This window comes from Arthrobacter antibioticus (assembly GCF_030063205.1).
Taxonomy (GTDB): Bacteria; Actinomycetota; Actinomycetes; order Actinomycetales; family Micrococcaceae; genus Specibacter.
This window is the reverse complement of record NZ_JASISQ010000002.1, coordinates 109,270-135,686: the sequence shown is the minus strand read 5'-3', so window position 1 is coordinate 135,686 and position 26,417 is coordinate 109,270. Positions and strand designations below refer to the sequence as shown.

General features: G+C 57.7%; 28 protein-coding genes. 4 read left to right on the top strand and 24 right to left on the bottom strand.

Annotation, left to right across the window (positions count from 1 at the left end):
* Positions 1-81 precede the first annotated feature (81 nt).
* Positions 82-444, top strand: coding sequence for a DUF5997 family protein (locus tag QMG40_RS05675; protein ID WP_283530093.1), 363 nt, complete (start codon positions 82-84; stop codon positions 442-444).
* 115 nt (positions 445-559) lie between these two features.
* Here the strand turns inward: QMG40_RS05675 and QMG40_RS05670 are convergent, their stop codons facing one another.
* From QMG40_RS05670 to QMG40_RS05660, 3 genes are read right to left on the bottom strand one after another with little or no spacing between them, the layout of a single operon-like run.
* Positions 560-2,092: an APC family permease gene (locus tag QMG40_RS05670; protein WP_283528929.1), complete on the bottom strand. Its 1,533-nt coding sequence runs from the start codon at positions 2,090-2,092 to the stop codon at positions 560-562.
* Positions 2,089-3,036 (bottom strand): universal stress protein, encoded by a 948-nt coding sequence (locus QMG40_RS05665; protein ID WP_283528927.1) that lies wholly within the window; start codon positions 3,034-3,036, stop codon positions 2,089-2,091. Before QMG40_RS05665 ends, QMG40_RS05670 begins: the two co-directional genes overlap by 4 nt.
* A gap of 57 nt (positions 3,037-3,093) precedes the next feature.
* A complete protein-coding gene (locus QMG40_RS05660; protein WP_283528925.1) occupies positions 3,094-4,488 on the bottom strand; it encodes a flavin monoamine oxidase family protein in 1,395 nt (464 codons plus the stop codon).
* A gap of 149 nt (positions 4,489-4,637) precedes the next feature.
* Here QMG40_RS05660 and QMG40_RS05655 point away from each other — a divergent pair, with 149 nt between their 5' ends.
* The 3 genes from QMG40_RS05655 (at position 4,638) to QMG40_RS05645 (ending at position 7,642) form a co-directional block, all read left to right on the top strand.
* Entirely contained in the window at positions 4,638-5,354 is a 717-nt protein-coding gene (locus QMG40_RS05655; protein ID WP_283528923.1) for a TetR/AcrR family transcriptional regulator, read from the top strand.
* Between the two features lie 174 nt (positions 5,355-5,528).
* Complete coding sequence (locus QMG40_RS05650) at positions 5,529-5,966, top strand: hypothetical protein (protein ID WP_283528920.1); 438 nt, start codon at positions 5,529-5,531, stop codon at positions 5,964-5,966.
* Between the two features lie 137 nt (positions 5,967-6,103).
* Complete coding sequence (locus QMG40_RS05645; protein ID WP_283528918.1) at positions 6,104-7,642, top strand: stealth conserved region 3 domain-containing protein; 1,539 nt, start codon at positions 6,104-6,106, stop codon at positions 7,640-7,642.
* 19 nt (positions 7,643-7,661) lie between these two features.
* On the opposite strand, the gene QMG40_RS05640 is transcribed toward QMG40_RS05645, so the two are convergent.
* The 21 genes from QMG40_RS05640 to fliF all read right to left on the bottom strand — a co-directional run bounded on the left by QMG40_RS05640 (position 7,662) and on the right by fliF (position 26,393).
* A complete protein-coding gene (locus tag QMG40_RS05640; RefSeq protein ID WP_283528915.1) occupies positions 7,662-7,925 on the bottom strand; it encodes a carbon storage regulator in 264 nt (87 codons plus the stop codon).
* Positions 7,926-7,960: 35 nt separating this feature from the next.
* A complete protein-coding gene (locus QMG40_RS05635) occupies positions 7,961-8,863 on the bottom strand; it encodes a hypothetical protein (protein ID WP_283528912.1) in 903 nt (300 codons plus the stop codon).
* The gene (locus QMG40_RS05630) at positions 8,841-10,865 is read right to left on the bottom strand and encodes a flagellar biosynthesis protein FlhA (RefSeq protein WP_283530091.1); all 2,025 of its coding nucleotides are present in this window, start codon (positions 10,863-10,865) and stop codon (positions 8,841-8,843) included. The genes QMG40_RS05635 and QMG40_RS05630 overlap by 23 nt, the downstream gene beginning before the upstream one ends.
* A 70-nt stretch (positions 10,866-10,935) precedes the next feature.
* The gene (locus tag QMG40_RS05625; protein WP_283528910.1) at positions 10,936-12,054 is read right to left on the bottom strand and encodes an EscU/YscU/HrcU family type III secretion system export apparatus switch protein; all 1,119 of its coding nucleotides are present in this window, start codon (positions 12,052-12,054) and stop codon (positions 10,936-10,938) included.
* Positions 12,044-12,814: a flagellar biosynthetic protein FliR gene (locus tag QMG40_RS05620; RefSeq protein ID WP_283528908.1), complete on the bottom strand. Its 771-nt coding sequence runs from the start codon at positions 12,812-12,814 to the stop codon at positions 12,044-12,046. Before QMG40_RS05620 ends, QMG40_RS05625 begins: the two co-directional genes overlap by 11 nt.
* A gap of 11 nt (positions 12,815-12,825) precedes the next feature.
* Complete coding sequence (gene fliQ / locus QMG40_RS05615; RefSeq protein ID WP_283528905.1) at positions 12,826-13,098, bottom strand: flagellar biosynthesis protein FliQ; 273 nt, start codon at positions 13,096-13,098, stop codon at positions 12,826-12,828.
* Positions 13,095-13,913, bottom strand: a complete 819-nt coding sequence (gene fliP, locus QMG40_RS05610; protein ID WP_283530089.1) for a flagellar type III secretion system pore protein FliP — start codon at positions 13,911-13,913, stop codon at positions 13,095-13,097. Before fliP ends, fliQ begins: the two co-directional genes overlap by 4 nt.
* Positions 13,914-13,948: 35 nt before the next feature.
* Positions 13,949-14,410: a FliO/MopB family protein gene (locus tag QMG40_RS05605; protein WP_283528903.1), complete on the bottom strand. Its 462-nt coding sequence runs from the start codon at positions 14,408-14,410 to the stop codon at positions 13,949-13,951.
* Positions 14,411-15,112: a flagellar motor switch protein FliN gene (gene fliN, locus QMG40_RS05600; protein ID WP_283528901.1), complete on the bottom strand. Its 702-nt coding sequence runs from the start codon at positions 15,110-15,112 to the stop codon at positions 14,411-14,413.
* Positions 15,109-16,017, bottom strand: a complete 909-nt coding sequence (locus QMG40_RS05595; RefSeq protein WP_283528900.1) for a flagellar motor switch protein FliM — start codon at positions 16,015-16,017, stop codon at positions 15,109-15,111. The genes fliN and QMG40_RS05595 overlap by 4 nt, the downstream gene beginning before the upstream one ends.
* A gap of 32 nt (positions 16,018-16,049) precedes the next feature.
* Entirely contained in the window at positions 16,050-16,862 is an 813-nt protein-coding gene (locus tag QMG40_RS05590) for an OmpA/MotB family protein (protein WP_283528898.1), read from the bottom strand.
* Positions 16,859-17,662: a motility protein A gene (locus tag QMG40_RS05585; RefSeq protein ID WP_283528895.1), complete on the bottom strand. Its 804-nt coding sequence runs from the start codon at positions 17,660-17,662 to the stop codon at positions 16,859-16,861. Before QMG40_RS05585 ends, QMG40_RS05590 begins: the two co-directional genes overlap by 4 nt.
* Before the next feature lie 4 nt (positions 17,663-17,666).
* Positions 17,667-17,945 carry a flagellar FlbD family protein gene (locus QMG40_RS05580; protein WP_283528893.1) on the bottom strand — a complete coding sequence of 93 codons (279 nt, stop codon included), beginning with the start codon at positions 17,943-17,945 and terminating at the stop codon, positions 17,667-17,669.
* Positions 17,946-18,175: 230 nt separating this feature from the next.
* Entirely contained in the window at positions 18,176-19,360 is a 1,185-nt protein-coding gene (locus QMG40_RS05575; RefSeq protein WP_283528891.1) for a flagellar hook protein FlgE, read from the bottom strand.
* A 78-nt stretch (positions 19,361-19,438) separates the two neighbouring features.
* Entirely contained in the window at positions 19,439-19,912 is a 474-nt protein-coding gene (locus tag QMG40_RS05570; RefSeq protein ID WP_283528889.1) for a flagellar hook capping FlgD N-terminal domain-containing protein, read from the bottom strand.
* Between the two features lie 15 nt (positions 19,913-19,927).
* Positions 19,928-21,292, bottom strand: a complete 1,365-nt coding sequence (locus QMG40_RS05565; protein ID WP_283528887.1) for a flagellar hook-length control protein FliK — start codon at positions 21,290-21,292, stop codon at positions 19,928-19,930.
* Entirely contained in the window at positions 21,289-21,744 is a 456-nt protein-coding gene (locus tag QMG40_RS05560; protein ID WP_283528885.1) for a flagellar FliJ family protein, read from the bottom strand. The genes QMG40_RS05565 and QMG40_RS05560 overlap by 4 nt, the downstream gene beginning before the upstream one ends.
* Positions 21,745-23,070 (bottom strand): FliI/YscN family ATPase, encoded by a 1,326-nt coding sequence (locus QMG40_RS05555; protein WP_283528883.1) that lies wholly within the window; start codon positions 23,068-23,070, stop codon positions 21,745-21,747.
* Positions 23,067-23,810, bottom strand: a complete 744-nt coding sequence (locus QMG40_RS05550; protein ID WP_283528880.1) for a FliH/SctL family protein — start codon at positions 23,808-23,810, stop codon at positions 23,067-23,069. Before QMG40_RS05550 ends, QMG40_RS05555 begins: the two co-directional genes overlap by 4 nt.
* Positions 23,794-24,837 carry a flagellar motor switch protein FliG gene (gene fliG / locus QMG40_RS05545; protein ID WP_283528878.1) on the bottom strand — a complete coding sequence of 348 codons (1,044 nt, stop codon included), beginning with the start codon at positions 24,835-24,837 and terminating at the stop codon, positions 23,794-23,796. The genes QMG40_RS05550 and fliG overlap by 17 nt, the downstream gene beginning before the upstream one ends.
* A complete protein-coding gene (gene fliF, locus QMG40_RS05540; protein ID WP_349361608.1) occupies positions 24,837-26,393 on the bottom strand; it encodes a flagellar basal-body MS-ring/collar protein FliF in 1,557 nt (518 codons plus the stop codon). The genes fliG and fliF overlap by 1 nt, the downstream gene beginning before the upstream one ends.
* Between the last annotated feature and the right edge of the window lie 24 nt (positions 26,394-26,417).

Genomic DNA, 26,417 nt, shown 5'->3' with positions numbered 1-26,417 from the left:
CTAACCTACCGCTTTCCTCTAAAACTACTCTCTGGCCACCGGTACGCTTAGTGCATGAGCATTGAACCTTCACCCCAGGCCATGAAATCCGCCACGGCAGCCAAGAAGCTGGGCATCCACCTGCCCGCAGCACCAGCGAAATTCCAAGAGAACGCAATCAGCCGGGAAGAATTCAAGGTTTTGCAGGAGGAGCCTCCCGCTTGGCTGGAAGAACTGCGCCGCAACGGACCCCACCCGCGTCCGGTCATTGCCCAGAAACTAAACATCTCCGTTGGCGGTCTTAACCGTTCGAATATTTCCGAGGCACTGACGACGGCGGATATCACCGCGCTATTGCAGGCTCCCCCTGCGTGGCTGGTTGAGGAGCGTGCCGTCCACGCCAAGGCTCGTGCCGAGGCCAAGCTGGCGAAAGAGCGGGAAACGGCTCGTCGGCCCAAGAGCTAGCGTCTAAAAGGGCATCTCCAGCCCCGTGAAGTGAAAAAAGCCACCGTTTGCGGTTTAGGCCACCCTGCCACGGGTGGCCTAAACCGCAAACGGTGGCTTTTTATGTAGCGAGCCTCTAGGGGTTGTACGGCTGGCTGGCCTTCCCCAGTACCTCACCCTTGAAAAATTCAGGGTGGCTGCGGTACATAAAGAACATCAGCACCGCTCCGAGGGCAATGACCCCGGCGCCAAGGATGAATACCAGTCCTAGTCCACCAATGTTGGAACCTGAACCATAATCGGGATCCATCGAGTCATAGGCCGTTTTGAAGAACATGACAAGCAAAATCACACCGCCGATGAGCGGGGCAAGGAACTTGAAAATAAAATTCTTGATCCCGTGGAAGGCTTCTGCGCGAAAATACCAGACACAGGCTAGTGCAGTAATGCCGTAGTAGAAACAAATCATCATGCCCAAAGCCGTGATCGTATCCCACAGGGCGTTCTCGGACAGGGTCCGGGTGATGATGTAGAACCCTGCTGCAGCAATGGCTGCTGCCACTGTCGCATAGCCAGGTGACTTGTGCGTGGGGCTGATCTTGCCGAAGCTCTTAGGCAGAGCACGGTAATGCCCCATGGACAGCAGCGTCCTGGCCGGCGAAACGAACGTTGACTGCAAAGACGCCGCTGAGGAACTCAGAATGGCCAGCGACATCAAGATTGCGAAAGGCCCCATGACAGGTCCGGCAAGGACGGCGAAGATGCTGCCCTGATTTTCCGGGTTTCCAGCGCCGAGTCCTGTAGTACCGATGCCAGCGAAGGACAGCGTGGCCAAGGACACCGTCATGTAGATCAGCACAATGACGATGATCGTAACGGTGGCTGCCCGGCCGGGCGTCTTTTTCGGGTTCTTCGTTTCCTCGTTCATTGTTAGCGTGACGTCCCAACCCCAAAAGATGAAGATGGACAGCGAAACACCTGCGGCGAACTGCGAGAACGATTCAACGGCGAAGGGATTGAACCAGTCAGCCTGAATGGCTGTGGCATCAAATGCCGTGCCGTTGGCCACGTGAGCGAAGGCCGCGAAGGCGAACCAGCCAAGAACCAGTAACTGGAACGCAACCAGAATGTACTGGAAGGACTTGGTGGTCTCCATACCCCGGTATGAAATCCAACATGCACCTGCGATAAACACCATGGTGGTGGCCAGGTTTAGTGGAAGGTTTCGGGTGAGATCCGCCAGTGAAGGATTGGAAAATATTTGCGCCAGCATCAGGTAAAAGAAATCAACTGCCACCGCCGCCAAGTTTGAGAGCACAATGATGGTGGCAGCAATCAACCCCCAACCGCCCATCCAGCCCAGCCACGGGCCAAAGGCTCGGGTTGCCCAAGTGAAGGAGGTACCGGCGTCGGGCATGGCATTATTTAATTCCCGGTATCCCAACGCCACCAGCAACATGGGAATGAACCCCACAAGGAAAATCGCTGGCAGGTGCACGCCCACTTCCGAGACCGTGGGTCCTAGGGCGGCTGTCAGGGTGTAGGCCGGGGCAATGCAGGAGATGCCTATGACAACAGCACCAATGAGCCCAACGGAGCCGGCCTTAAGGCCCTTTTCACTGAGTCCGTGGTCGCCGGCGGCGTTCCTAACTGTGTCTGGACTTGTCATTTCATCACCTCTGCTGGTCCCGCGGCCTCAGGCTTCGTTGCTTTGACGACGGGGATCTGGGTTGTCTGGAAGAGTTCTTCCGGTTGCAGCACGTAGTTGCGCGGCACCACGATCATGGGCACTGGCAGGGCTCGCAGGATGCGGTTGGCCGTTGCCCCCAAAAAGATCGATTTATTTTGAGCTAAACGGCTTGACCCAATCAGCAGGATCTCGCCCTTTTTCCAATCGAGGTTGTCCACAGCGTCTTCAATAGTGCGCCCGTGGCCAACCACAACGTCGATGTCCAGCTTCTCCAGCTCGCTGCTCTCAACGCCTTGGCTAGCTTCGGCAACCTGTCTAAGGTGACGTTCAGCATCCTCTACAGTGGCGCCCGAATCGCCGGAGCCCAAGGCCACCAGCGAAACTAGCCGCAATGGCAGAGACCGGCGTCTTGCCATAGCAATCCCTGTTCGCAGCACGTCTTCGGCTCCTGCCCGGGTGCCAAGTGCACAGGTCAGGCGCGTGAGTGCTTTTGTGCGGCTATACCCTGCCGGGGCCAAGACAACAGGAATTGTGGAGGCGTGCAGCAGGGAGCTGGCAACCGAACCAACCGAGAATCGCTTGAACAAGCCGGCACTGCTGGCACCAATCACCAGCATTGCGGCCCCCAACTCCCCTGCCGCTGCAATAAGCGCCTGCGCCTCAGAGTCGCCCCGACGGATGTGGGCCTGCGCCGGCACATCAGCCGGAATGAGCGCCAAGCCCTCATCTAGCCATTTTGAGACCTGCTTGGCCAGAATAGTGCCGAACCCGGTCTCCGGCGGATAAACGCCGTTGTACAGCGAACCTTCTGGCATGACCATGACGAGGTCCAAGGAGGCACCCTGCCGACGAGCCAAAGCCACTGCCAGGTTCACGGCGTCACCGCCACGAGCATTGGCGCTATACCCAACTACATACCGCATAAGGTCCTCCTCAGGACGTCATTGTCACTGTGCTGCTGATGGCGCCTAGTGGCTGTTTTACTTCAGTTCGGCAATCAAGTTAGCCGCGGTGAACTGTCCCATGCGGACAGCACCGTCAACGTGCTGGTAGCCCTCAGCGGCCAGATCCGAGCAAGACCAATGGATGGGTCCAACGGGGGTCAGCTGGTCCGCGCCATAGCGGTGCAGGCCGCCCAGATCGTAGCTGGAGGCATAGGCCCCGCGAGTCCATTCCTCTGTTCCCCAGTCGGATTCGTAATAGACAACGGGGTCCGCGGCGGCGTCGCCTAGGAACTCTGCGAGCGCTGCTGTGATTTCTTTTTTGCGCTGTTCGGGAGAGAGGGTGAAGGCGTAATCGGCCTTCTCATCCGAGATGAAGCCAACCAAGGTGCCGCGGGAGTCCTCGTGGTTGGTGTTGTCGTAAACCTCCTGGACCAGAGAGGACGCACTGAAACCGGTGCCGGACAGGCCATCTTCACGCCAGAACGGAGTCTCGTAGACAGCGTGAACTTTGATCACAAAACCCAACGACTGGTGCTGGTGCATCTGGTGCTGACGGCGCGGCAGCGGCGGATCGTAAGAGACCCGGCTGTACAGGTTCGGCGGGACGGCCATGATGACGCGGCGGGCAGTTACGGTGACGCCGTCGGCAATTACGGTGGCCCGGTAGTCGCCGTCGTACTTCTCCCAGCGGATGGTGCGGGCAGGAGAATTCAGAAAAACATCCTCACCGAGGTCGTTGGCGATGGCTACCGAAACGCCCTGCATACCGCCCACGACGCGCTTGTCGAGGATAAAATTGTCATCCACCAAGTTGGTGAAGGAGCCAGCAGTGGAGGCCATCATGACAGCCTGCAGAGCCGAGAAAGCGTGCGCGGGTTTGGTCAGCATCCCGCCGGCGATGAACAGGCCAATGTTATTGCAGGCTTCCTCGTTATCGGATTGGCCGCGCAGCCAGTGGTGGAAGGAAACTATATCCAGTTCACGCGCCTGCGGGTGTTCCCATGGCTTGGCGGGATCCATGGCGGCGGCCAACTCATCCAGGGTTTGGATGAGTTTGTCCATCTGCGCCTCGGTATCAGAGCTGACCGGGAACATCTCACCGGTGTACCGGGTGCGGGTGCCGTCCGGGGCAATGTAGACGCTGTCCCCATCGCGATAGCGGGAGTACGTGTCCAGGCCGAGTTCCTCAAGTAAACCAATCAAGGCAGTCTGATCCGGGGAAACCCATTGGCCTCCAATTTCCAGCCATGCTCCGTCAATCGTGTTGGACCACGTGCGTCCTCCCACACGGTCGCGCGCCTCAACAACTGCAACGCTCAGCCCGGCTTTCTTCAACTCACGGGCTGCGGTCAATCCCGATGGGCCTGCGCCGATGATGACCACATCACAGTTACGTTCGCGCTCGATGGTGGAGTTTCCTGCAGAACTCATGACTACCTCTCTTGTGCAGCATCCAGTGATGGGCCTCACTAAATGAATGCCGTTCATTTAGAATAGACTGTAACTGACATCACCACATCCGTAAAGTGGTGTGAGTAAATAAGTTGTGCCCCAGCCGGGGTGGAGAAGGAGTACCCGCCTTGGTTTCAGCTGCAGAAGTGCCAGGAGACGGACGACGCCGGGCAGGTCGCCCCCCGCACGCGCTGCTCAGTTCCGCCCGGATCACCAGGGCAGCCCTGAAACTAATCAGTCACGATGGTTACAAAGGCCTCACCATGGCGGCACTAGCCAGGTCAATGAATGTAGCGCCATCGGCGCTGTACAACCATGTTCGCTCCAAACAAGACGTACTGCTACTGGTGGAAGACCACTTGATGGGAAGAGTTGATGTTTCAAGCTTTGCCACCGAGTCTTGGGAAACGGCCGTCAACACCTGGGCGCATTCTTACAGGAACGTTTTTGCCTCGCATTTGCCGCTCATCCCCGTCATTGCCCTACTGCCGGTAACCAACGCCCCCAAAACCATCACCATGTATGAGGCCGTCACCAACGGCTTTCTCGCCGCAGGCTGGGCACCCGAGGGAATCATTGACGCGGTGGTTGCCCTGGAATCGTTCATCTACGGTTCCGCCTACGATGCAAATGCCCCAGCTGACATCTTCGACGCCGGCACCATGGCGCCGCAATCACCGAACTTCAGCGCCGCCGTCGCCCGTCGAGGCCGCGTCGACCCTCAGGGTTCAGGGGCCTCAGAGGGTTCCGCTTCTTCTCGAAATGATGCGGATGCTGCATTTACTCTGGGCCTAAAAGCCATGATCGCAGGACTCGCAGCCACTATGGAACCGCCCAGCGGCTAATTCATAGCAAACTCACGCCGAGTTGCCACTTATGGTGTCGTAAACTCGATTTTGGGCACCATAAGTGGCAACTCGGCGCGTTGAATCGGCCAACGTGCCAGAACACTAGCCACACAGGGCCAGCAACCTTAGGCTGAACCTTTAGACAGCCACCAGAATGCACAGGAGCTCACCATGGGATTTAGCATCAGCAACGCAGCACTCCGACTCGTCTCCGGAGCTTTCATACTCAACGCCGGGATTGGCAAGCTCAGCCTCACCAAGGATCAAGCCGCGGGCCTGCAAACTTCCGCACAACGCGTCATCCCACAGGCTGCGAAGCTCTCAGCTGACCAGTTTGGGCGTTCCTTAAGTGTTTCCGAAATTGCCCTTGGCTCGCTGATATTAACTCCATTTATTCCCAGCCGCTTGGCCGGACTTGCGTTGGGTGTCTTTTCTAGCGGGCTGGTGGCCACCTACCTTAAAACCCCGGGCATGACAGCGCCCGGCAGTATCCGCCCAACTCCCGAGGGCACCTCCATGGCTAAGGATTTCTGGTTGGCAGGCATTGCTGTGGCACTGCTGTTCAACCGGACATGCCGTACACAAAAAAGGAAAGAACAAAAGAAATAGAAAGCACACGCGCGGTAAACTCTTTCAGTGACTAGCACCGGACTCTGTTCGTGTGTTGGTTCCCCTTCACATCCAGCCCCACTGAGTCCCCGGAGCCAGCCCTGACCAGCACGCCCATCAATGGTCCCACCACAGCAATGAGCCCCCAGGCGGAACTTATTCTCAGCCGTGATGATGTGGTGCTGAACCGTGGTCGGCTGGCCCTGCTCAATGGCGCAGGGAAAAATGGCGCAGGGAAAAATGGGCTGACGCCGCACGAGGCCATGGTGGAGGACCTCCTGGCTATCCGGGCAGTGTTGGATGCATGCACAATCGATTACCTGCTAGTCCGAGGCAATGATCAACGTCCGGTGCTTGCAATTGAGCGCACACTGCGCCCAGCGCTAGAACAAGCACTCGCCACTGCCTTCGCGCATGAGCCTTTCTACGCGCGCAGTGTTGATACAAAGAAAATCACTGTGTTGCTTGCAGAGGGGAAGCTGGCCGCCGCACCCAGCACACGCATTATGAGGTTGTTTCGCCCCCGCATTGAGCCACGCGGTGGTTTGTATTATGGTGCGGCGTGGGGAGTCCAGATCGAACTCTGGTCTTTCACTGATACCCACATTGATCTCCCGGTGGAAAATTCCCTGACGCGGCGAACCGTTGATCGCGCAAGTGCCACTCGCAGTTCAGTAAATATGTACGGTCAAAATTGGCCAACAATCGAAAACATGTTCATGGACCATGCTTTTGACATTCGTTTTGAGATTGACATGGTCTTCTCCTGGGTTGATGGCAGCACTCAGGCGTATCAGGATGCACGCCGCGAAATGGAAGCAGGCGCGCTGCTTGGCGAAGGCGATGAGCACGAATCGCGCTTCCGCCACGTAGACGAGCTGAAGTATGCTCTGCGCTCCGTGTACCTGTTTGCCCCTTGGGTGAGGCGCATTTTTATTGCCACGGACTCTCCTGCACCGGCTTGGTTGGCCAAGCACCCCAACGTCACACTTGTGCGCAGCCACGAGCATTTTGCGGACCCCTCAGTGCTGCCCACCCACAATTCCATGGCGGTGGAGTCGCAATTGCACCTCATTGACGGCTTGGCCGAACACTTCTTATATTCCAATGACGACATGTTCTTTGGCCGGCCACTTTCACCGGAATTATTCTTCACCCCCGGTGGCATAACCCGCTTCATGCTTTCGCCCAACAGGATTGGGCTCGGCGTTAGTGAGCCACAGCGTAGCGGTTTTGAAAACTCTGCCCGCGTGAATCGACGGCTCTTGTGGGACCGCTTTGGCGCCTTCACCACCCACCATCTAGAACATAGCGCGGCACCTCTGAGACGGTCCGTACTGGCCGAACTTGGCGAGGAGTTTGCCCCCGAGTTTGCCGCAACCGCAGCCAGTACCTTCCGGGCTGGCGATAATATTTCGGTTACGAACTCTCTTTACCACTACTACGCGCTGCTGACCGGCCGGGCCGTCATGCACAAAGACGGGAAGGGTATCTATGTTGATACCACCAGCAATAAGGGTCTGGCGGCACTGGATGGAATTTTAGCGCGCCGAAACGCGGATTTTCTGTGCCTTAATGACGGCAGTTTCGGTGACGCCACGTCAACTGAGCGCCGCGAACTTGTTACGGATTTTCTAGAAAAGTATTTTCCATTCAAGGCACCGTGGGAGAAGTAACCTCCCACGCAGTCCGCATCTAGGTCAGCGTAATGCCCAATGCGGCCAGAATGAGCTGTTCAGGACTATCAGCACTTTGTGTAGCCACCACCGCCGAGCCTTCCACAGCTTCTAAGTTGCTTGCCGAAACGGCATCGATGACCTCACTTCGATGAATGCTCACATCCCGTGGGGCGTCAATGCCTATGCGCACCCCTTCGCCGCGGCCGCCATCGAGAATTGTCACCGTGATGTTTCCTGCGATGACAATCTTTTCGCCAATCTTGCGTGTTAGTACCAGCATGCAGTTCCTTCCCTGGATATGCAGTTGGGGGAATATTAAAGCTCAGTTGATGTTGCCTGGTGACCGTCCACCCAGCCAACCGGGAGCCGAAGCTCATTGACCGTTTCCGGCGTCATAGTGTCAGTGGCCCCCACAACAGCCAAAGCGTCAGGAACCGCGTACCTACAGGCCCGGCGAACCCATGACTGAGTGTCTTCAGGCTTGTGAGCTGCGTCCACCACCAGCCACAGCTGGGCGGGCCGTAGAGAGGCAAGCACCGACAAGTTAGATGATCCGCGTTGGCCAAAGCTAAATGCTATCAATAGCGGCCTTCCTACGCTGGCTGCCAGGGCTTGCGCCCTCTTCACCCCCACGCTATCGAGAAAGACGTGGCTGACGCCCACAGAGCGGTGGTCTCCTGCTGTCAGCAGGTCTGCACCACCCATAAGGGTACTAATCATGCTCCAGGCCGTATGCAACGGCTGTTCACGCAATCCCGCCAGGATGATGACATCTCCTGGCCGCTGCGACGGTCGAGGCATGGCTCTTGCCGAGTCCACCTGGGCAGAATCATCGTAGGGATCTTCGCCAGCAAGCTCTCCCATGATGGCATCAAAATCTGGTTTCTGTTCAAGGGCCTTCAGTGTTTGGCTTGGCGCAGCACTATCAGCGTTGTCCGCTTGGGCCAACAACGCCCCGAGGCCACGTCTCGGCACTGCCGGGCCTCGGTTGACCTCCACTAACCGCGAGCGTTCATGGCGTGTCAGCCCCGGATCATCCTCCTGAAGGTCATCAACTTCCACGTTTACTTCGAAGCTGGTGATTGCCCCGATCCCAAAAACTCCGCCGGTCTGGATCCGTTCTGCACGGATAATCCGGGCCCTGGAACCGTAGGTTTCGAAGAGCTGCCAGCGCAGGCTCTCCATGCTGTGACCCTTAAGCTGAAATTGGCTGGACACCGCGAATCACTCCTAACGTTTCAATGGTTGGGTTACCGGAGGTAGCCTCGGTGTAGGACAGGACTGGGAGTCCGGAAACCCGCCCAGCCACAAGTCTGCGCACTGCCGGACGCAGTGCCGGAGCGCAGACCAGGACGGTATTCCTGCCGGCCGCCTCGGCATCGGCCGCTCTGTCGCTTACTGAACCCAGGACGGCGTCGAGCTTGTTGGCATCCATCATGATCTGGGTGCCCAGCTCGGAGGGACGCAGCCCTTCGAGCATTTCCTGCTCCAGAGTTGGATCGATCATGAGCACCGCCAGAGTACCCTCATCCAAATACTTATCAGCAATGACGGGGCCCAACGAGTTCCGCGCAGCCTCAACGAGTCCCTCGGTATCGGTTCCCTTTTTGGCTTGCAGTGACAACGATTCGTAGATGCGAGGCAAATCATTAATGGGCACCTGCTCGCTTAGCAGGCCCTGTAGGACACTTTGCACCTCACCCAGGGACAGCAACGCAGGAACCAGTTCCTCGACGGTGGAAGGAGACACTTCCTTCACGCCCTCGGTGAGGACCCGAACATCCTCCCGGCTCAAGAGCCGCGCAGCATTGGCACTGACAACGGAGGAAAGGTGGGTGACAAGGACCGAGACACGGTCCACAACCGTGGCACCAGCCATTTCCGCACTGTGCCGCATTTCTGCCGGTACCCATTTCCCTGCCAGCCCAAAGACCGGCTCCACAGTGGGGGTGCCCGGCAAGCCCGCTAGATTATCTCCCAGCGCCAGCACCCGACCGGGTGGGGCGGTGCCACGGCCGGCCTCCACTCCCGCAATGCGGATGACATAGCTAGATAGCGGCAGTTCCACGTGATCTCGCGTCCTCACCGGTGGCACCACGATTCCCAGTTCCATGGCAACTTTGTGCCGCAGGGCCCGGATGCGGGCCAGCAGATCATCGGCGGATCCGTTCACCAAGTCCACCAAATCAGTGGCCAGTTGGATCTCGAGGGGCTGAACCCGCATTTGTTCAAGGATGTCCTGCGTAGTTTCTACGGGCGCAGCAGAAGGCAAAGACTCCAAAGCCAATGCCTGAGCCGCAGCTTTTTCCGCGGATTTAACCCGCTGACCCATGAACAGCATCAGTGCACCAACACTTAGGAACAAAAGCGCTGGCATACCGGGGATCAGTGCCATGATGATCGCCGCAATGCCAGCCACCATCAAAGCCGGACGTGATTGCGTTAGCTGTGCGGCCGCCGTCGTTCCTAGATCGGCAGAAGCATTGGAGCGGGTGACAATCATGCCTGTAGCCACGGCCATGAGCAGCGCGGGGATCTGCGAGACCAATCCGTCGCCCATGGACAGCATGGAATAGGTGTGCAAGGCGTCGGAGATTTCCATACCGCGCTGGCCCAGGCCAATTGCAATTCCACCAATGAGGTTGATCAAGATAATGATGATGCCGACTATTGCATCACCCTTGACGAACTTCGATGCTCCATCCATAGAACCGTAGAAATCAGCCTCGGCGGATACTTCCGCCCGGCGGTCCTTAGCTTCGGCGTCAGTGATCAAACCCGTGTTGAGGTCCGCATCAATCGCCATCTGCTTTCCTGGCATGGCGTCCAGAGTGAACCTGGCACCAACCTCGGCTACTCGCTCGGCACCCTTAGTGACCACGACGAACTGAATGACCACAAGAATCAGGAAAATCACGGCCCCGATGATGAGGTTTCCACCAATTGTCACTTCACCAAAAGCCTGGATGACCGCCCCCGCATGGGCTTGTCCCAGAACTAGACGAGTTGAAGCAACATTCAAGCCCAGCCGGAACAACGTAGCAACCAACAGCAGCGACGGGAATACGGAGAAGTCAAGAGGTTTCTGCACAAACATGGTGTTCATGAGCACCAAAAGTGCAAACACGATGTTGATGATGATCAGTATGTCCAACAAAATGGTGGGAATGGGCACCACAAGCAGCAGCACAATGCCCACCACACCCATGGGGATGGCCATGCTTGACACGTTGCGGTTCACAGCGGTTTCCTTAGGTTGGAAGGACGGGACAATACGGCGGCGTTGCTATTCATACCGGGACCAGACTCGGAGGAATGCTTGATCCGGCAGCTAATATCTGGTGGGTTCCGGCGGAGCCACCACGCTTCTTCAGCGCCATGACGAAGGCCAAGACGGCTGCTACCTGGTTGTACAGTGCCACCGGAATTTCAGCTCCCAGCTCACAGGAGCCGTGTAGGGCGCGGGCCAGCGGAATGTCTTTAACGACCGGCACCTTTTTGGCCTCGGCCTCGGCGCGGATGCGCAGAGCAACCCGATCCGCACCCTTGGCCACAACGCGGGGAGCTGATTTACCGGGCTCATAACGCAGTGCCACGGCTACGTGGGTGGGGTTTACCAGCACGACGTCGGCCGTCGCCACCGCGCCCATCATGCGGTTCCGAGCCATACTCAACTGGCGTTGGCGACGGGCCGACTTTACCAGTGGATCACCATCGGTGCTCTTGTGCTCATCTTTAACCTCTTTTTTGGTCATTCGCGTCCGTTTTCGATTTCGCCGGGAAACAACAAAAACGTCAGCCACAGCCAAGAGCATTCCAGCGGTAACCGCGTACTGGATCAATTGAACAAGTCCCGCACCGGCTGTGGATAGCAGTTCTGAAATGGGCAGGGCACCGGAGGAACGCAAGAGCGTCGATGTTAGCCCTTCGATGACAATGAACAATACAAGTCCGACGACGGCTGTCTTCAGCAACGCTTTGGCCCCATTCCACAGCGCCTGCGTCCCAAACACGGTTTTTAGGCCCTTGAGGAGGTTAAATTGTTCATATTTGGGTTTGAATTTTTTAAACCGCACTCCACCCTGCAACACTGCAGCCGCCAGGACTGCCACCACAACACCAACAAACAGCATTCCTAGAATATTGGTCAAGGACATAAAGGCGTCCTCCATGGCCCGCACTGCTGCCTCTGGTTCCGGATTGGCGGCCATGGCCGTAACCGTGAACATTTGTTCGGCTAACTCATTGGAGGCGCGCGAGATCACACCCGGTATCAAGAGAGCGGCAGCCCCCACACCAACCCACGCTGTTAGATCCTGGGAACGCGAAAGCTGGCCTTTCTCGCGCACCTCCCGCATACGTTTGTCGGTGGCTTCTTCGGTTCTTTCCCCACTGGGTTCATCCGCCACGGCTGATCACCCCCGACAACTGCGTCATGGCTGTGGTCACCAAAGCCGCAACCACCGGGCCCAATGCCATCAGCACTAGCCCACCCAAAGTAAGCGTCAGCATGATCTTTAGCGGAAATCCCAATGCAAAAGCATTCAAGGCGGGTGCCACACGCGTGAGCAAACCCAACCCTGCATCAGCAAGAAAGAGCACCACCATCAGCGGACCAGCAATCTGCACAGCGGCTAAAAACATTTGTGTCACAGCGCCCACCATGGCGTCGGCGGGGTTCGTCAAATCCAATCCCCCACCGATTGGGATGGCGTCAAAGGATCGAGCCAGACCACCGATAATGAGCTGATAGCCATCAGAGGCAAACAACAGTGCCAACGTTGTCATTTGAAATAACCGGGTGAATTGGGCTCCATTGACCATGGACTGTGGATCGAATGCCTGAGCCATAGAAAATCCGCCAAACAAATCGATCATGGATCCGGCAGACTGCACCGCAGCGAACACCACGTACACCAAGAATCCCAAGGCCGCGCCCACAACAACTTCCAAGATGACAGCGGTAACAAAAGGGCCCACCTCGCTCACCTCGGGCCCAACCACCACCCGATTACTCATGGCAAGACCCAGACCCAGAGCCAGCATGCCTTTGATTCGCAACGGGATGGCGTTGTAAGAAAAAGGTGGTGCAATAACAATGAAGGCTGTGGCACGCACAACAGCCAGCAGCGCGGCCTCCAACCACGCCAGTTCAACGGGAATGTTCATAGCTTCTGTGCCTAACCAGCCAGCAGCGCGGGGAGTTTGTCAAAGAGTTGATGCGTGAAAGTGACGATCTCGGTAATCATCCAATGCCCACAAATTACCAACGCAATCACCACTGCGGCTGCCTTGGGAACAAAAGACAGTGTGGCCTCTTGAATCTGTGTGATGGATTGCACCAGCGAAATGGAAAACCCCACGACAAGAGCCGTGATCAGGATGGGGGCACACAGCTTCGCCGCCACCCACAAGGCCTGTACGGCAATATTTAGGACTTCAGCAGAATTCACGGCCCACCTGCATAACTTTGAATAAGAGAAGTAATGATCAGGCCCCAGCCGTCCACCAACACGAACAGGAGAATCTTGAACGGCAACGAGATCATCACCGGCGGAAGCATCATCATGCCCATCGACATCAGCGCTGAGGCAACCACAAGGTCGATGATCAAAAATGGAATGAAAATAACGAACCCAATAATGAAAGCGGCACGTAGCTCAGAAATCATGAAGGCCGGGATCAACGTCAGCATTGGAACTGTCTCTGGTGTGTCCGGATTTTCCCGTTCGGCGGCCCGGGTCATGAGAGCGATATCCGCCTCACGGGTATGCGGGAGCATGAATTGGCGCAACGGTGTTCCGGCAAGTTCAAACGCCCGGCTGATGTCGATGCTTCCGTCGAGGAACGGTTGCACGGCAATGTTATTGATCTCGGTCAGAGTCGGCGCCATGATGAACAGTGACAAAAATAGCGCCAGCCCGGCCAGCACCTGGTTGGGCGGAATTGATGGAAGCCCGACGGCGTTGCGAGCCATGGCCAGAACCACAAAGATCTTCGTGAAAGAGGTCATCATCAGCAGCAGTGCCGGAGCAACTGACAATAAAGTGACCGCCAACAATGTGACGATGGAGGAGCTGGGGCTGCCTGTCAGACCATTGACAGTGACGTTGACGCCGTCGCTCTCCCCTGGCGGGGTTGGATCTGTGGGCGGGGTCGGGTCCACGGGATCCATCGGGAGCATGCCCGTCAAGGCATGTGCGGAAATGGATGTGGAGATCAACAGCAAATACAACACGACAAGCACCGAGAAGGCTAAGGCAGCCATCCGGAGGTAACTGCGCGAGTGCGCGAAGGGCCGGGTCACAGATTCAAGCCCTTGCGCACAGCGGCACCTGCCTGGACCCATGTGCTGCGAGCAAAGATCGATCCATGCATGGATCCTGTAGCTGTGCTGTGCCGAAGTTTGCGGGTTGCGCTATCCCGGCGAAGGGCCGGCTCACCAGCGGACTTCAGTAGCGCAGCAAAGGCAGGATCCTCCCCGTGATCCATTGCTTGTGATGGTACCGGCGCCGGTTCGGGTGCCTCGCTGCTGTGTAAAACGTTGACCGAATGTTCGGTGACCCCAAGCATAAAACGCAGCCCGTCAGATTCCACGACCACCACTGAGGCCTTTGGCCCAACACTTTTGCGAACAACCACAGCAAGATCGGACTGTTCTGCGGAGCGTCCGACCTTTGAAAATCGTTTCTGGGCCATCCAGAGGAGGACCATGACTACACCTAGAGATAGTCCTACCCGGATGACCAGGAGGAATGCATCCATCTAGCCGACCGTCTCTGCTGTGTCCAAAATTTTGGTGATCCGCACTGCGTAATCCTGATCCACAACAACAACTTCACCATGGGCTATCAAGCGTCCATTCAGCAACACGTCCGCGGGGGATCCGGCGGAACGGTCAAGGTCCACTACCTGACCTGGTTCCAATCCCAGCACATGGGCCACACTCATTCGCGTGCGCCCGATGACCACAGACAAGGCCATTTCAACATCGTGAATACGCCCAAGTTTTGCCGCGCTCAGCCCTCCGGCGCCTTGACTAGCAGAGTCACGAAACTTAAGCGCCACCCATGCGTAGGGCTCTTGGTTATCGAAGCCGCTGCCCGCATCGTTCAGTTCGAATACTGTTGTGTCCACGCCCTTGAAATGGGCCGCAGAAGAGCTTTCTGACACTTCCCCAAGAACGCCGGAGCCAAGTTGCGCCGTGGCGGCCTCGAAAGCGGGACGCATAACATCTACCAGCGCAAAACTTCCAGCGCCACCAGCCGCTCGCACGGCTTGCACGGCCCGCTCAGAGAGCAGCACAGCAAGTTCCGCGGTTTGGGGCCCCACATAATCCACGAGAAACCCGACAGTTCCGGCTGGCGCAGCGGCGCTATCAGCGAGATTAACGCTCAAGGTCGTTGTGGAGGGCAGTGCACTTGCCAGTGCGTTGGCCACCGCCAGCTTGACCGGATTCATACTCATGGGTTTCTCTCTTCGATAGTAACAATCTGCCCGGCTTTGCGTGAGCCATGCGTCACGCCGATGGCACAGGCAACGGGCTTACCCCCAACGGTCAAGTCAAAAGGTCTGTTGGTGGGATGAGGAAGGTTCAAAACATCACCCACCGCCAAGTTCAAAATGGTGTCCGGGGTGACCGGCACCGGAGTTAGCGCCAGCGCAACATCAACAGGCACCCCGCCTAGCTGGGCGCGCAACTGTTCGGGCGCCGCAGCGGCATCGCTGATCGGATTGTGGCTTCCCAACTGCTGCACTAAAACCTCGGCAGGCAACGCAATCGTGGCACGCCAGCTCAGGTCGCCCATTCGCACTGTAAAACCGGCAACAATCATGAGTGTGTTCGTAGCGGCAGCCTGGGCAAACTGGGAGTTGAAGTGGATCCCTTCAACGGCAGGTGTCTCAACGAGTAGGGACCCAAAGGAGTACCTGAGGTCCTCTAAGGCATCTTCCATCAGCCGTGTGACCAGCGCGTGCTCGATTTGGGTGAATTTACGGTCAGGGATCGGTACAGCAGACCCTCCGCCGAGCATGCGGGTGATCCAACTCAATGCCGCTTCTGCGGGGAACTGAATGACACCTTTGGACTCTTGCCCACCAAGGGAGAAAAGTACCATTGCGGTGGACGCGGGCAACCCGGCAGCATATTCATCGTAGGTCTCCATTGTCACCTGTTCGGTGATAACGGAGGAAGCCGCCCGGATTTTGGTGGTTAGTTGCGTACCCCACTGCCTAGCGAAGGTTTCGAAGGCGAGTTCCAGCACACGACTGTGCTCGCGAGCCAAAGTTGTAGGCCGCCGAAAATCGTAGACCTCAACCACCCTTTTCGCCCACGGAGCGGGCAGGGAGGAAGGAAGGTAAGGGTCAGCCATATCTGTCACTATCGGCACAACCAAGACATGCGTTAGGAAGGAACAGCTTTTGCTTTCAATACTTCTGGAATTAGCGCACGAACTTCCTCGGGCTGGTTGGATAGCACCACTATGTCAACGCGTCTGTTTAGTTCGCGTAAAGATTCAGTGGAGTTGTCATTGACAGAGCGTGTACTTCCGTAGCCGATCGCAGCAACCTTGGCGCCGGGCAGATTTCGGCGCTCCACAAGGTGACGCACCACACCGACGGCGCGTTCTGCGGACAACTCCCACACTGAGGGGTAGTTGGTGATGGCGTCGGCGGCGTGACCCTCAACAGAAATATCCAGACCGGAGGACAGCAGTGTGGGGGCGATCGTATCCAGTACGGCTGTAGCACGGGAGGATAGTTCTGGACTGTCTGGACGAAAGAATGACTGCGAGCCAACTAGCTTTACGCTCAATCCACGGTGGTCGATCTGAAACTCTACGTTCTCAGCCAGTCCGTTTGTCTCCAGCCCCACGCGCATGGCCTCCTTCAGCGCAGTGAGGCGATCAACCTCGGTCACCGCTCGGTCTAGAGGAGTGTTCGTTAAAGTACCTTCCTTGCCCACATCTTCGGGTGGCACCACGATTCCAGAGGCAGTATCCACCTTCCCAACATTCACCTGGCCAAAGCCACTGGCTAGCGAGTCACGAAGTTTCTCATACTTCACATCATCCACTGTGGACATGGCGTAAAGGACAATAAACATGCACATCAAAACAGTGACCATGTCCATGTAGGAAGCCATCCAGCGCTCATCCGGGTGGCTCTCTTCCGGTTTACCCCTCCGCTTGCGGGCAGTTTTACGTCCCTGACTCATGCTGCATCGCGGTCTTGGGCTTTACCACGTGTATTTTTCTTGCCACCCTGTTGGCGGTATGCGGGAACCATGGCTGTCAACCGCTCACGCAACAGGGTGGGCTGGGACCCTGCCTGCACAGCCAAGACACCCTCGGTAATGAGAGTCATACGGTCCACTTCCAGCTCCGAGAGCCGGCTCAATCGTGAACCAATAGGTAGCCAGATGAAGTTTGCGGACAGCAAACCCCAAAGTGTAGCCACAAACGCTGCAGCAATCATGTGTCCCAGCTCTTCTGGATTCGAGAGATTCTCCAGTACGTGCGTCAGCGAAACAACTGTGCCAATGATGCCCACGGTGGGTGCGTAACCACCCAAAGTTGTAAAGAATTTAGAGGCCGTATGATCACTTTTGATCTTAGTTTCAACGGCATCATCCAAGAGCTCGCGCAGATCTTCCCCATCGGTACCGTCCGCAATGTTCTGCAACGCATCGCGCAAGAACGGGTCTTTAGTCTCGGCCGCGGCAGCTTCAAGAGACAGCAGTCCCTCCCGACGCGCCTTGTCTGCCAGCGCCACGACCTGCTCGATACTCTCCCCAGGTTTCGGAGGTTTAGCTAAAAATGCTCTGGGAAGTGACTTTGCGGCATGCACAACATCCTTCAAGGTCGAACCAGCCACGCCAATGGCGATGGTGCCAACCAGAACCAGCAGCATGGGGGCCGGGAGCGTCACGCTTGTGACACTGGCGCCCTCCAAAGTGATCATGCCAAACAAGGCACCGAAGGCGATGAGCAGACCGAGTATTGTTGCGGGATCCATCGCTTTACGATCCTGACGTGGTGGGATTTCCGGAAGGGTGGATAATGCTTAATTTAGGTGGCGCCGGCAATTCGATCTCATCCTCGGAGTAGTCATGGGCCATCGAGATGATGCGAGCACGGAAGCGGACAATTTTTTCAATGATGGCTGCCATTGATTCGGTAACAATGTAGTTCGCCCCATCGGCCATGACCACAGTTGTGTCCGGAGACTCGAAGATTCGTTCAATCAAGTCTGGGTTCAGCGCAAACTCTCGCCCGTCCAAACGGGTGACACTGATCAAGGGCTCATCCTTAGTTCATTGGGACGCCAGCCGTCCATCAAACGCTACTGTCGGCTGACCCGCGCTATTGGTTAGAAAACGGCGCGGTCGGGTCAGATGACCAAGAGATCAATTGCCACCCTGCGTACACAGGTGCCCCTTAAACAGATGTGGCGCAGCGCCTGAAGTGAAGTCCATAAAATATGGAAGTCCAGTTCACGCACTGCGCCATTGTCAGGGCAGCATCCTTATCAGCGTTTGAGTTGCGTCAATTCCTGCAGCACTTCATCCGAGGTGGTGATGATGCGGGCGTTGGACTGGAAGCCACGCTGGGCAACGATCAGGTTGGTGAATTCCTGAGAAAGGTCCACATTTGACATTTCCACATAGCCACTAGCCAAGGAGCCCAAGCCGTTGGACCCGGCTGTTCCAACCGCCGCCGCTCCAGATGATGCCGTGGCACGGTAGGAGGAGGAGCCGGCTTTTTCCAAACCACCGGCGTTGGTGAAGTTAGCTAAGGCTATGCGGCCGATCACCATGTTTCCACCGTTGCTGAACGTTCCTGTCAGGGTGCCGTCCGTTCCCATGCTGAAGGAGTCCAAGGTGCCGGCGGCACTTCCATCGGTTGCAGTGACGGCAAGTGTGCTCATTTGAGCGAACCCGGTCACGGCGCCCATATTGACACTCAACCCGCCAATGTTCATTGTTCCGCCGCCGGTCAGGGCACCATTGGTGAAAGTCAGTGCCGTGGCGCCTGTAGCGGCTCCACCGGGTGCGTTCGTATCGGCACCGGTTACGTCCCAACCGGTCCCGGTGCGGGTAAATGTCAGCGAAACGTTCCGGGGATTGCCTGCGTCGTCAAACACCTTCATGTCGCGTGTCTGTACGGTGCCGGCAATAGCATCGTCGGGCAGGTTCCCACCTAGCGTGGCGCTCGTTGTGCGGGATGCGTCAGACACCATCTGCTTGGAAATGGAAATGTTGCCCAGTCCCGCCCCGGTGTTGACGACTCCATTGACTGCGGACCAACCCTGCAGCAAGGCACCGTCGGGTGAGACCAGGCGGCCCTGCGAATCGAAGTCGAACGACCCTGCACGCGCATAAAGCTGCTCTCCGCCTTTGGCAGTAATGAAAAATCCGTCGCCGGAGATCATCATGTCAGAGGAACGGCCAGTTGCTTGGGCTGAACCTTGGGAGAAGTTAGTGGAGATACCTGCCACCTGGACACCCAGACCCACCTGTGCGGGGTTTGTTCCGCCAGCCTGTGCTTGAGCTGCGGAGCCGGAACGAGCCACCTGGGACAGTGTGTCTTGGAACTGGACCGTGGAGGACTTGAAACCGGCCGTGTTGACGTTGGCAATGTTGTTGCCGGTGACGTCAAGCATGGTTTGGTGTGCGCGAAGACCGGAGATTCCGGAATACAAGGAACGAAGCATGATGTGAAGCCTTTCTGTACTTGGTGGGTAAGGGTCAAGCTGGTTGATAAAAGTGGTGCCTGTGCAGACTAGTGGCAGTTAGATGGAAACGGGTTCAGGTTTTCCCGTACTGGTTATTCCGGATATGTGGTCCAAAGGAATCATTTTCCCCCCGACACTGACTTGCGGGACCGCGTTGATGAAGGACACCGAAGAGGCAATCCCACTGTGTGCTGTGCCGTCAGCATCTTGCCAACTGACCTGCTCGCCAATCAGTGCTGCTGCTGCGGTGCGCATTTGGAGAGAGAAACTCTCCGTAGCCGTTTTGTCCATATTGGTCAGCTTTTCCATGGTGGCCAGTTGGGTGGTCTGACTAATCATTTCGTTTGTGTCCATCGGCGAGGATGGGTCTTGATGGCGCAACTGGGCAACAAGAAGGTTCATGAACACTTCGGAGTCCATGACTTGTTTAGGATCACGCCGACCGGGGATGTTGTTGATCCCATCCACCGCTGTGGGCGGCTGCATGGAATTGCCAGATGGCGTCAATGGGGCAATCGAATATTCGCTCATGGTTTGCCTGCCTTTCTATACGGTGATGTCCAGTGAATTATTTATTGCGCCCGCGGGCGCAGGGGGCATAGGACCCTGCGGGTTCGGGTCTTGATCGGTCTTTAGTGCCGTGCTATTGCTCCACGGACTTGTCACCGTTTGGGAATTGCGTTGCTCACCCTGGTTTGCAGGGGAGTTCCCGCTGCCCAATGACAGCGAAGATGCCATCCCCCCGGCGGCAAGATCCCGTCTCAGGTCGGAAAGGATGCCCCGCAGCCCCTCCCTGCCCGCGTCACTTGCGGCGATTAGTTCAATGTGTATCCCGTCGGCGCTCAACTGAGCCCTTACGGTGACTGGTCCAAGAGCATCAGGGACCACACTGATTTTCATGACGTGCTCCCCCAGGGGGGCTCCGGCCAGCGTGAATAGCGGACGTGCCAGTTGTTCAACTAACGCTGGCGCGGGCGTATGTCCGTGTGCCGCAACCGGCGCCGCGGCGGAAGTCTGGACCGGAGCCTGCGGCGGTGTCGCGGCCACTGCAGATAATGCGGGGATGGGCGGAGCCTCCGGACCGCCTACCTCTTGCTCTGCAACAGGAATTACTCTCTGACTTGCCGAGTTGCCGGGGCTCAGCGCGGGGCTTCCCGCCTCTGTAACGAGAGTTGGCTTAGAGCCAGTTTCTGCCATCGCATTCGCAGCGGCCGCACTGGCTGACCCCGCCGGCGACAGTATTGTGTCAGCGCCCTGCGCAAGGGGAGTTAAGGAAACAGGTGTCTTTGCACCCTCAGGCGTGACCGGACCGTGTGACTGCTGGGGATTTTGCTGGCCACTTCCCGCTGCGGCTTCGCCTGCATGCCCGGAGGCAAGGCGCTCGGGTGCCGTGGCACCGGGTGTCGCGGGCGCGGTTGCAGCGGCCCCGGGTGCGGTGCCGCCAAATGCAATGGACGCGGAAGAATCAGCCTCGGAATCCAAAGTTCCGGCTTCCGCGCCAACACCGGTGCCGTCAAGGCCCTCTTCTGCTCCGGCAACAACACCATCCGGAGTTGCCGGCACTGTTATTGCCGGCAGAGCCGGATCCGCCGGCTGCATGACTGCGGCCCAAAAGTCTGAAATCGAGGCATCAACAGTGCCAGCTGGCAGACCCTGGGCAGACTCGGGCGAAGAATCCGGGGAGCCGGCTCCGACTCGGGAATTCGCGTCATTGGGTGCATTATCTTCCACGTCAACGGTGCTGGTGCCGGTGTTCTGCAGCCCTCCCGTCTTGTTTCCCAACCCATGCTTCAAGGCATCTTGCAGGGACGCACCAAAGCTCGTCCCAGATCCCTCCGTTGAGGAGTGCGCGGCACCGCGGCCACCGAGCCCACCCGCTGACATGGTGGTCAATGTATCGATGGACCTCATCGGTTCACCCGCAGGCTTGTAGCGGTGCCCGCGTCATCTTGGCTGGTTGCGCGCGAAACTGCCAGCTCGTCCAGGAAGAGCTGTTCATCGTGGAGTAACAGTTCCTGGCGGTCCATTTCGTGACGGTCGGCTAATTTTTCCAGTGATGCAGCAGATTTTTTGGCAGTCAGTAAATCTTTCTCAGCATTCGAGGCAGCCTCCTCCACTGAGTGGGTCAGCGCTGCCAACTCCAACAACATGCTCCGTGAAGACGAACGCGCCGCGGCCGTGGCCCGCAAAGCGGCAGCAGATCCGGCGTTGGATGGCGCAGCTGCCAGAGTGCCGCGCACTTTACTCACGTGCTCGCGCTGTTCCTTACGCCGCGCATTTGCTTGCGCCAAAGACGCCGCTGCCTGTTCCTCTTGCGCCTGACGGAACCGTAAGAGACCGGCCAGACGGAATGTGCTGCCCATTTATGCTCCTGAAATCATGGTGGATAAAGCGCGAAGCTGTGCCCACGATTGTGGGGCCGGAATTTGTTCGTCCATACTTTGTTGAAGAAAATCGTTGATCGCCGCACCGTGCTGAACGGCCGCATCCACCAAGTGGTTACTCCCTGCCTGGTACGCGCCAACGTCTATCAGGTCCTGGGCCGCGGCCCGTGCCGCCAACACCTTACGCAAGGTGCCGGCGTCGTTCTTCTGCCCGGGGGCACACACCTTGGAAGCCACACGTGAGATGGAGGCAAGCACGTCGATGGCTGGGAAATGCCCTGCCACCGCCAATTTGCGTTCCAACACCACGTGACCGTCGAGGATTGAGCGGACGGCATCAGCGATCGGCTCATTGTGATCATCACCATCCACCAACACCGTGTACAGGCCGGTGACGGATCCCACTTTGTCGGTGCCGGCCCGTTCCAGCAGTCGCGCTAGGACAGAAAAGGTCGACGGCGGGTACCCTCGTGTTGCTGGCGGCTCACCAACGGACAAGCCTATCTCGCGTTGCGCCATTGCCACCCGGGTCAACGAATCCATCATGAGCATGGCATCATCCCCGCGTTCCCGGAACGACTCCGCTATCCGGGTTGCAGTGAATGCGGCACGCAGGCGCAGCAGGGCTGGTTCGTCACTTGTGGACACCACAACGATCGAGCGTGCCAGGCCTGCAGGACCCAGATCGTCCTCTAAAAATTCGCGCACCTCACGCCCGCGTTCCCCCACCAACGCGATGACTGACACCTGCGCCTCGGTGCCGCGGGCAATCATCGAGAGCAGGGAAGACTTGCCCACTCCGGAACCAGCAAAAAGCCCCAAACGTTGGCCGCGCCCCGTGGTGGTCATGGTGTCCAAAACCCGCACCCCGGTCTGCAAGGGCGTGGTGATGCGGGCCCGCTGCATGGAATTGGGTGACTTGTTTTCCAGCGGCACCCCTGTCACGCCTTGTAAGGGGCCGAGCCCGTCGATAGGGCGGCCAAGCCCATCAATAACCCTGCCCAAAAGCCCGTCCCCCGTGGGAACCAAGAGGGGGACTTGTTTGGCCCTCACCAGGTCACCTTCGCCAATACCGTTCATGGGTGCCAGCGGCATGATCCGCACGCTACCTGCCGCCACGGCGACCACTTCAGCATCCACGGGGTTGCGCTCACCAATAGTGACCATGTCCCCCACAGCGCAGCGTAGGCCGCTGACCTGGGCGGCTAATCCAACAACACCTGTCACCACGCCTACTCTTTCGGGCGCAGCTGCCCGTACGGCCGTTGCCATCCGATGGGAGCCGGTGAGAGTAGCGGTCCTCATGACCGTCCCGTCATGAGCGGCGCTGCATGAGCGTTCGCCGCCGCGGCAGTGGGCGCTTGGGCACCGGGAACTAGGGCGTCCAGAACAGGTGCGTCCGCGGTCAATTCGCTGGCCGGCAGAAAATCGCCCAGCAGTGCGGATCGGGCCCTGTCCAAGGCTGTGGCAAGCCGAGCATCAAGGAATCCGTCGGCGTATTCGGCAATGGCGTCGCCCCTGCCGATGCTTGCATCGTTTTGGATGGCCACGCCGTCAGGAAAATCGGAGTTGGGCAGCGCTGCAATATCCGCAGGATTCATTCGGATACTCACTGGTATTTCGGTATGAGCCCGTGCGCAGGCACGCGCCAGTGCGGCCCGTGCGGATGTTTCCCCGTCCCGCAGCTCATGGCCCAGCAGTGCCTGCGCCAGTTCAAGGGCATATCCAAAAAGAGCTTGTTCTGCGTGCGCTAGAACCGGCACGGTGCGGTTCGTGAGCGCGGCGATGGCCAGGTTCAGGGCGCCCAGACCCTCTGTTTGCCGAGTTTCCAACGTGGCCAGCAGCACCTCGTGTTCCATGTTCTGTTGTTTCGCTTGTGCCGCAGCCTCCTGTTCAGCACGTTGCAATCCAGCCACGTAGCCGGCGGCGTGGCCTTGGGTGAATCCGCTGGATTTTGCTTCCTGTAGGGCGTGGGCTTGGGCCGAAGTAGCTACTACTGGGAACACCGCTGGGCGCGGTACCGAATGGTTAGTAGACAATGTCATCTTCATCCCCTCGACGCACTGTGATCTCTTCATTAGCCTCGAGTTCACGGATGATCCGTACAATATCTGCCCGCGCCTGCTCCACTTCTGAACTTCGCACGGGACCGAGTGCCTCAAGTTCAAATTCAAGCAGTTCACGGTTGCGCTCAGAAATATTGGATCGAATGGCTTCCAAGACAGCGGCTGGAGCCCCCTTCATTGCCAGCGCAAGCGTGTTGGCAGGAATACCGCGAAGCACCAGCTGCACGTCCTGGTTGTCCAGTTTCACCAGGTCAGTGAATGTGAGCATGCGCGAGCGTACTTCTTCTGCGAGTTCCGGATCCCGCAGTTCCAACTCTTCCAGGAGCGCACGTTCAGTTGCCACATCGGAGCGGTTAATGATTTCAACCAACGGTTGAATCCCGCCGATCACCGCCATCTGTTCACGCGGTGCCACAACGGCCAGCGCGCGCTGTTTGAGCATGCCCGCAACGATCCCTACAGCTTCTGGGGTGGCTGAACCCATTGTTGCGATGGACTGCGCCACGTCGGTGCGCAGCCCGCCAGTCAGGCCGGCCAAGGTGGCAGAGGCGCGGTCGGGACGCAGATGGGCCAGCACCAACGCAATAGTGGCCGGCAGCTCATCTTCCAGCAGGGACAGCAACTGTCCCGGTTCGGCGTCGTCTAAGAATTCAAACGGCTTTCCGGCCAGTGACGAGGCCAGCCTGTCCATGACTCCGGCCGCTTTTTCGCTGCCAAATGATGCCGCAAGCAGACCTGCGGCAAAGTCGCGTCCGCCTTGGGCTGCACGCCGCCCGCTGACGGCGATATCGTGAAACTCATTAATAACAGCGTCAGCAACATCTGCCTGAACGCGCCGCATCTTCACTATCTCTGAGACAATGGCCTCCGCCTCACTCTCCGACAGATGCGACATGACGGCAGCCGCCGCTGTTTGTGAAAACTGCATGAGCACGGCTGCGGCCTTTTGAGTCCCTGTCAGTGGTGTTGCCGGCTTCTGGTTAACTGTCACCGGCACCGAAGCCATCAGACACCCACTTTTTCATCCATGAGCGAGCGCAATAGTCCGGCAGTTTTTTGCGGATCCGCACCGGCCAGCGCCTCCAAAGATGCTCGCTTGGAATCGGCGTCGCTACTTTCGGCCACAGGCAGGGCAGCGGGTACGGGAATTGCCGTGAGTGCAGTCGTGGCAGGTTCAGGATCAGCAGGAAGCTTTGTCAGCGAGACCAGCTGCCGGCTCTGCTCACCGAGGTCTACTAATTCACGCACCTGACGACGATTTTTGCGTGCATAAATGACAATTACCACCAGCAGCAGCAGGAGCAATACCGCAGCAATGCCCAGATTGCGCCATGTTTCTGCGGTCTTCGCCGCACCCGCTTCGGCCTTGGCTGCATCAAGGGCAGCTTGGGCAGCCTCGGACTGAGCTGTGGAGAAAGGCACTACCTTCATGCTGACAGTGTCTCCGCGACCCGGGTTTAACCCGGCGGCCATTGAGACCATTTCCGTCAAAGTTGCTGCGTCGATTTTGGCCGCTGCGGCTGTGTCGACGGCGACTGCCAGCGACTGCCGCTGGACATTCCCAGCAGGTATAACGGTATTTTCCGTTACCTTGTCGATGGCGTTGTTCTTGGTTGTTTTATTCGACTCCGAGGTTCCGCCAGCATCACCAGCACCGCCGGGAACAGCAATGTTATCTGGACCTAGTACGCCAGCTCCTGACCCAGCACCGCCCGTGCCTTTCTCGCTGGAGGTCGACTCGTTCAGGGCTGGTGCACCTTCCGGAGAGGTGAAGGACTCTTTCATTCTGTCCGTAGAAGCGTTGTCCATGGTGGCTGAGAGAGTCACACTGGAATTACCTGGACCAACTACCGTATCCAGCATGGACTGCACAGCAGCACTAACGCGTTGCTCGTAGGCTTGGGCCTGTTTTCCACCGCTTCCAGTGGCACCATTTCCTGCGGCCGAAAGCACGGCCCCCGCCGCATCAACAACGGAAACGTTTGCTGGCTTCAAAGCCTCTACCGAGGATGACGTGAGGTGCACAATCGCGTTGACCTGATCATCGGAGAGGCTGACACCAGGGCTGGTTTCCACGAACACTGACGCGGTGGGGTCCTGCTTGGTGGCCGTGAACACTGTTTGTTCAGGGACCGCCAATTTTACGGAGGCCATAGTCACGCCCTTCATCGCCATGATGGTTTGTGCTAGTTCTCCCTCCATGGCACGTTTGTACGTGATGTTTTGTTGAAACTCCGATGACGTCACACCCATACTGTCCAGCAGTGAGTAACCTGCCGTGGTTGCCGCAGGAAGACCCGCGGAGGCAGCCTTAAGACGCTGGTCATAAACATTGGCGTCCGGCACCAAAATGGTGGCACCGCCGTTAACTAGTTGGTAGGGCACATTATCAGTTTTAAGTTGCGTAACAATGGCATTGGCGTCGGCCGGTGCCAAAGAGGAAAATAGCGGGGCATAGCTGGGTTTCGTGACCCAACTAAACAAGGCCACGCTGCCTAGTACCAAAACAGCCAACCCAATAACCACCAAAGTCTTTTGGGCCATGGTGAAACCCTTGGCCATGCCGGAAAAACGAGCTGGAAAAGC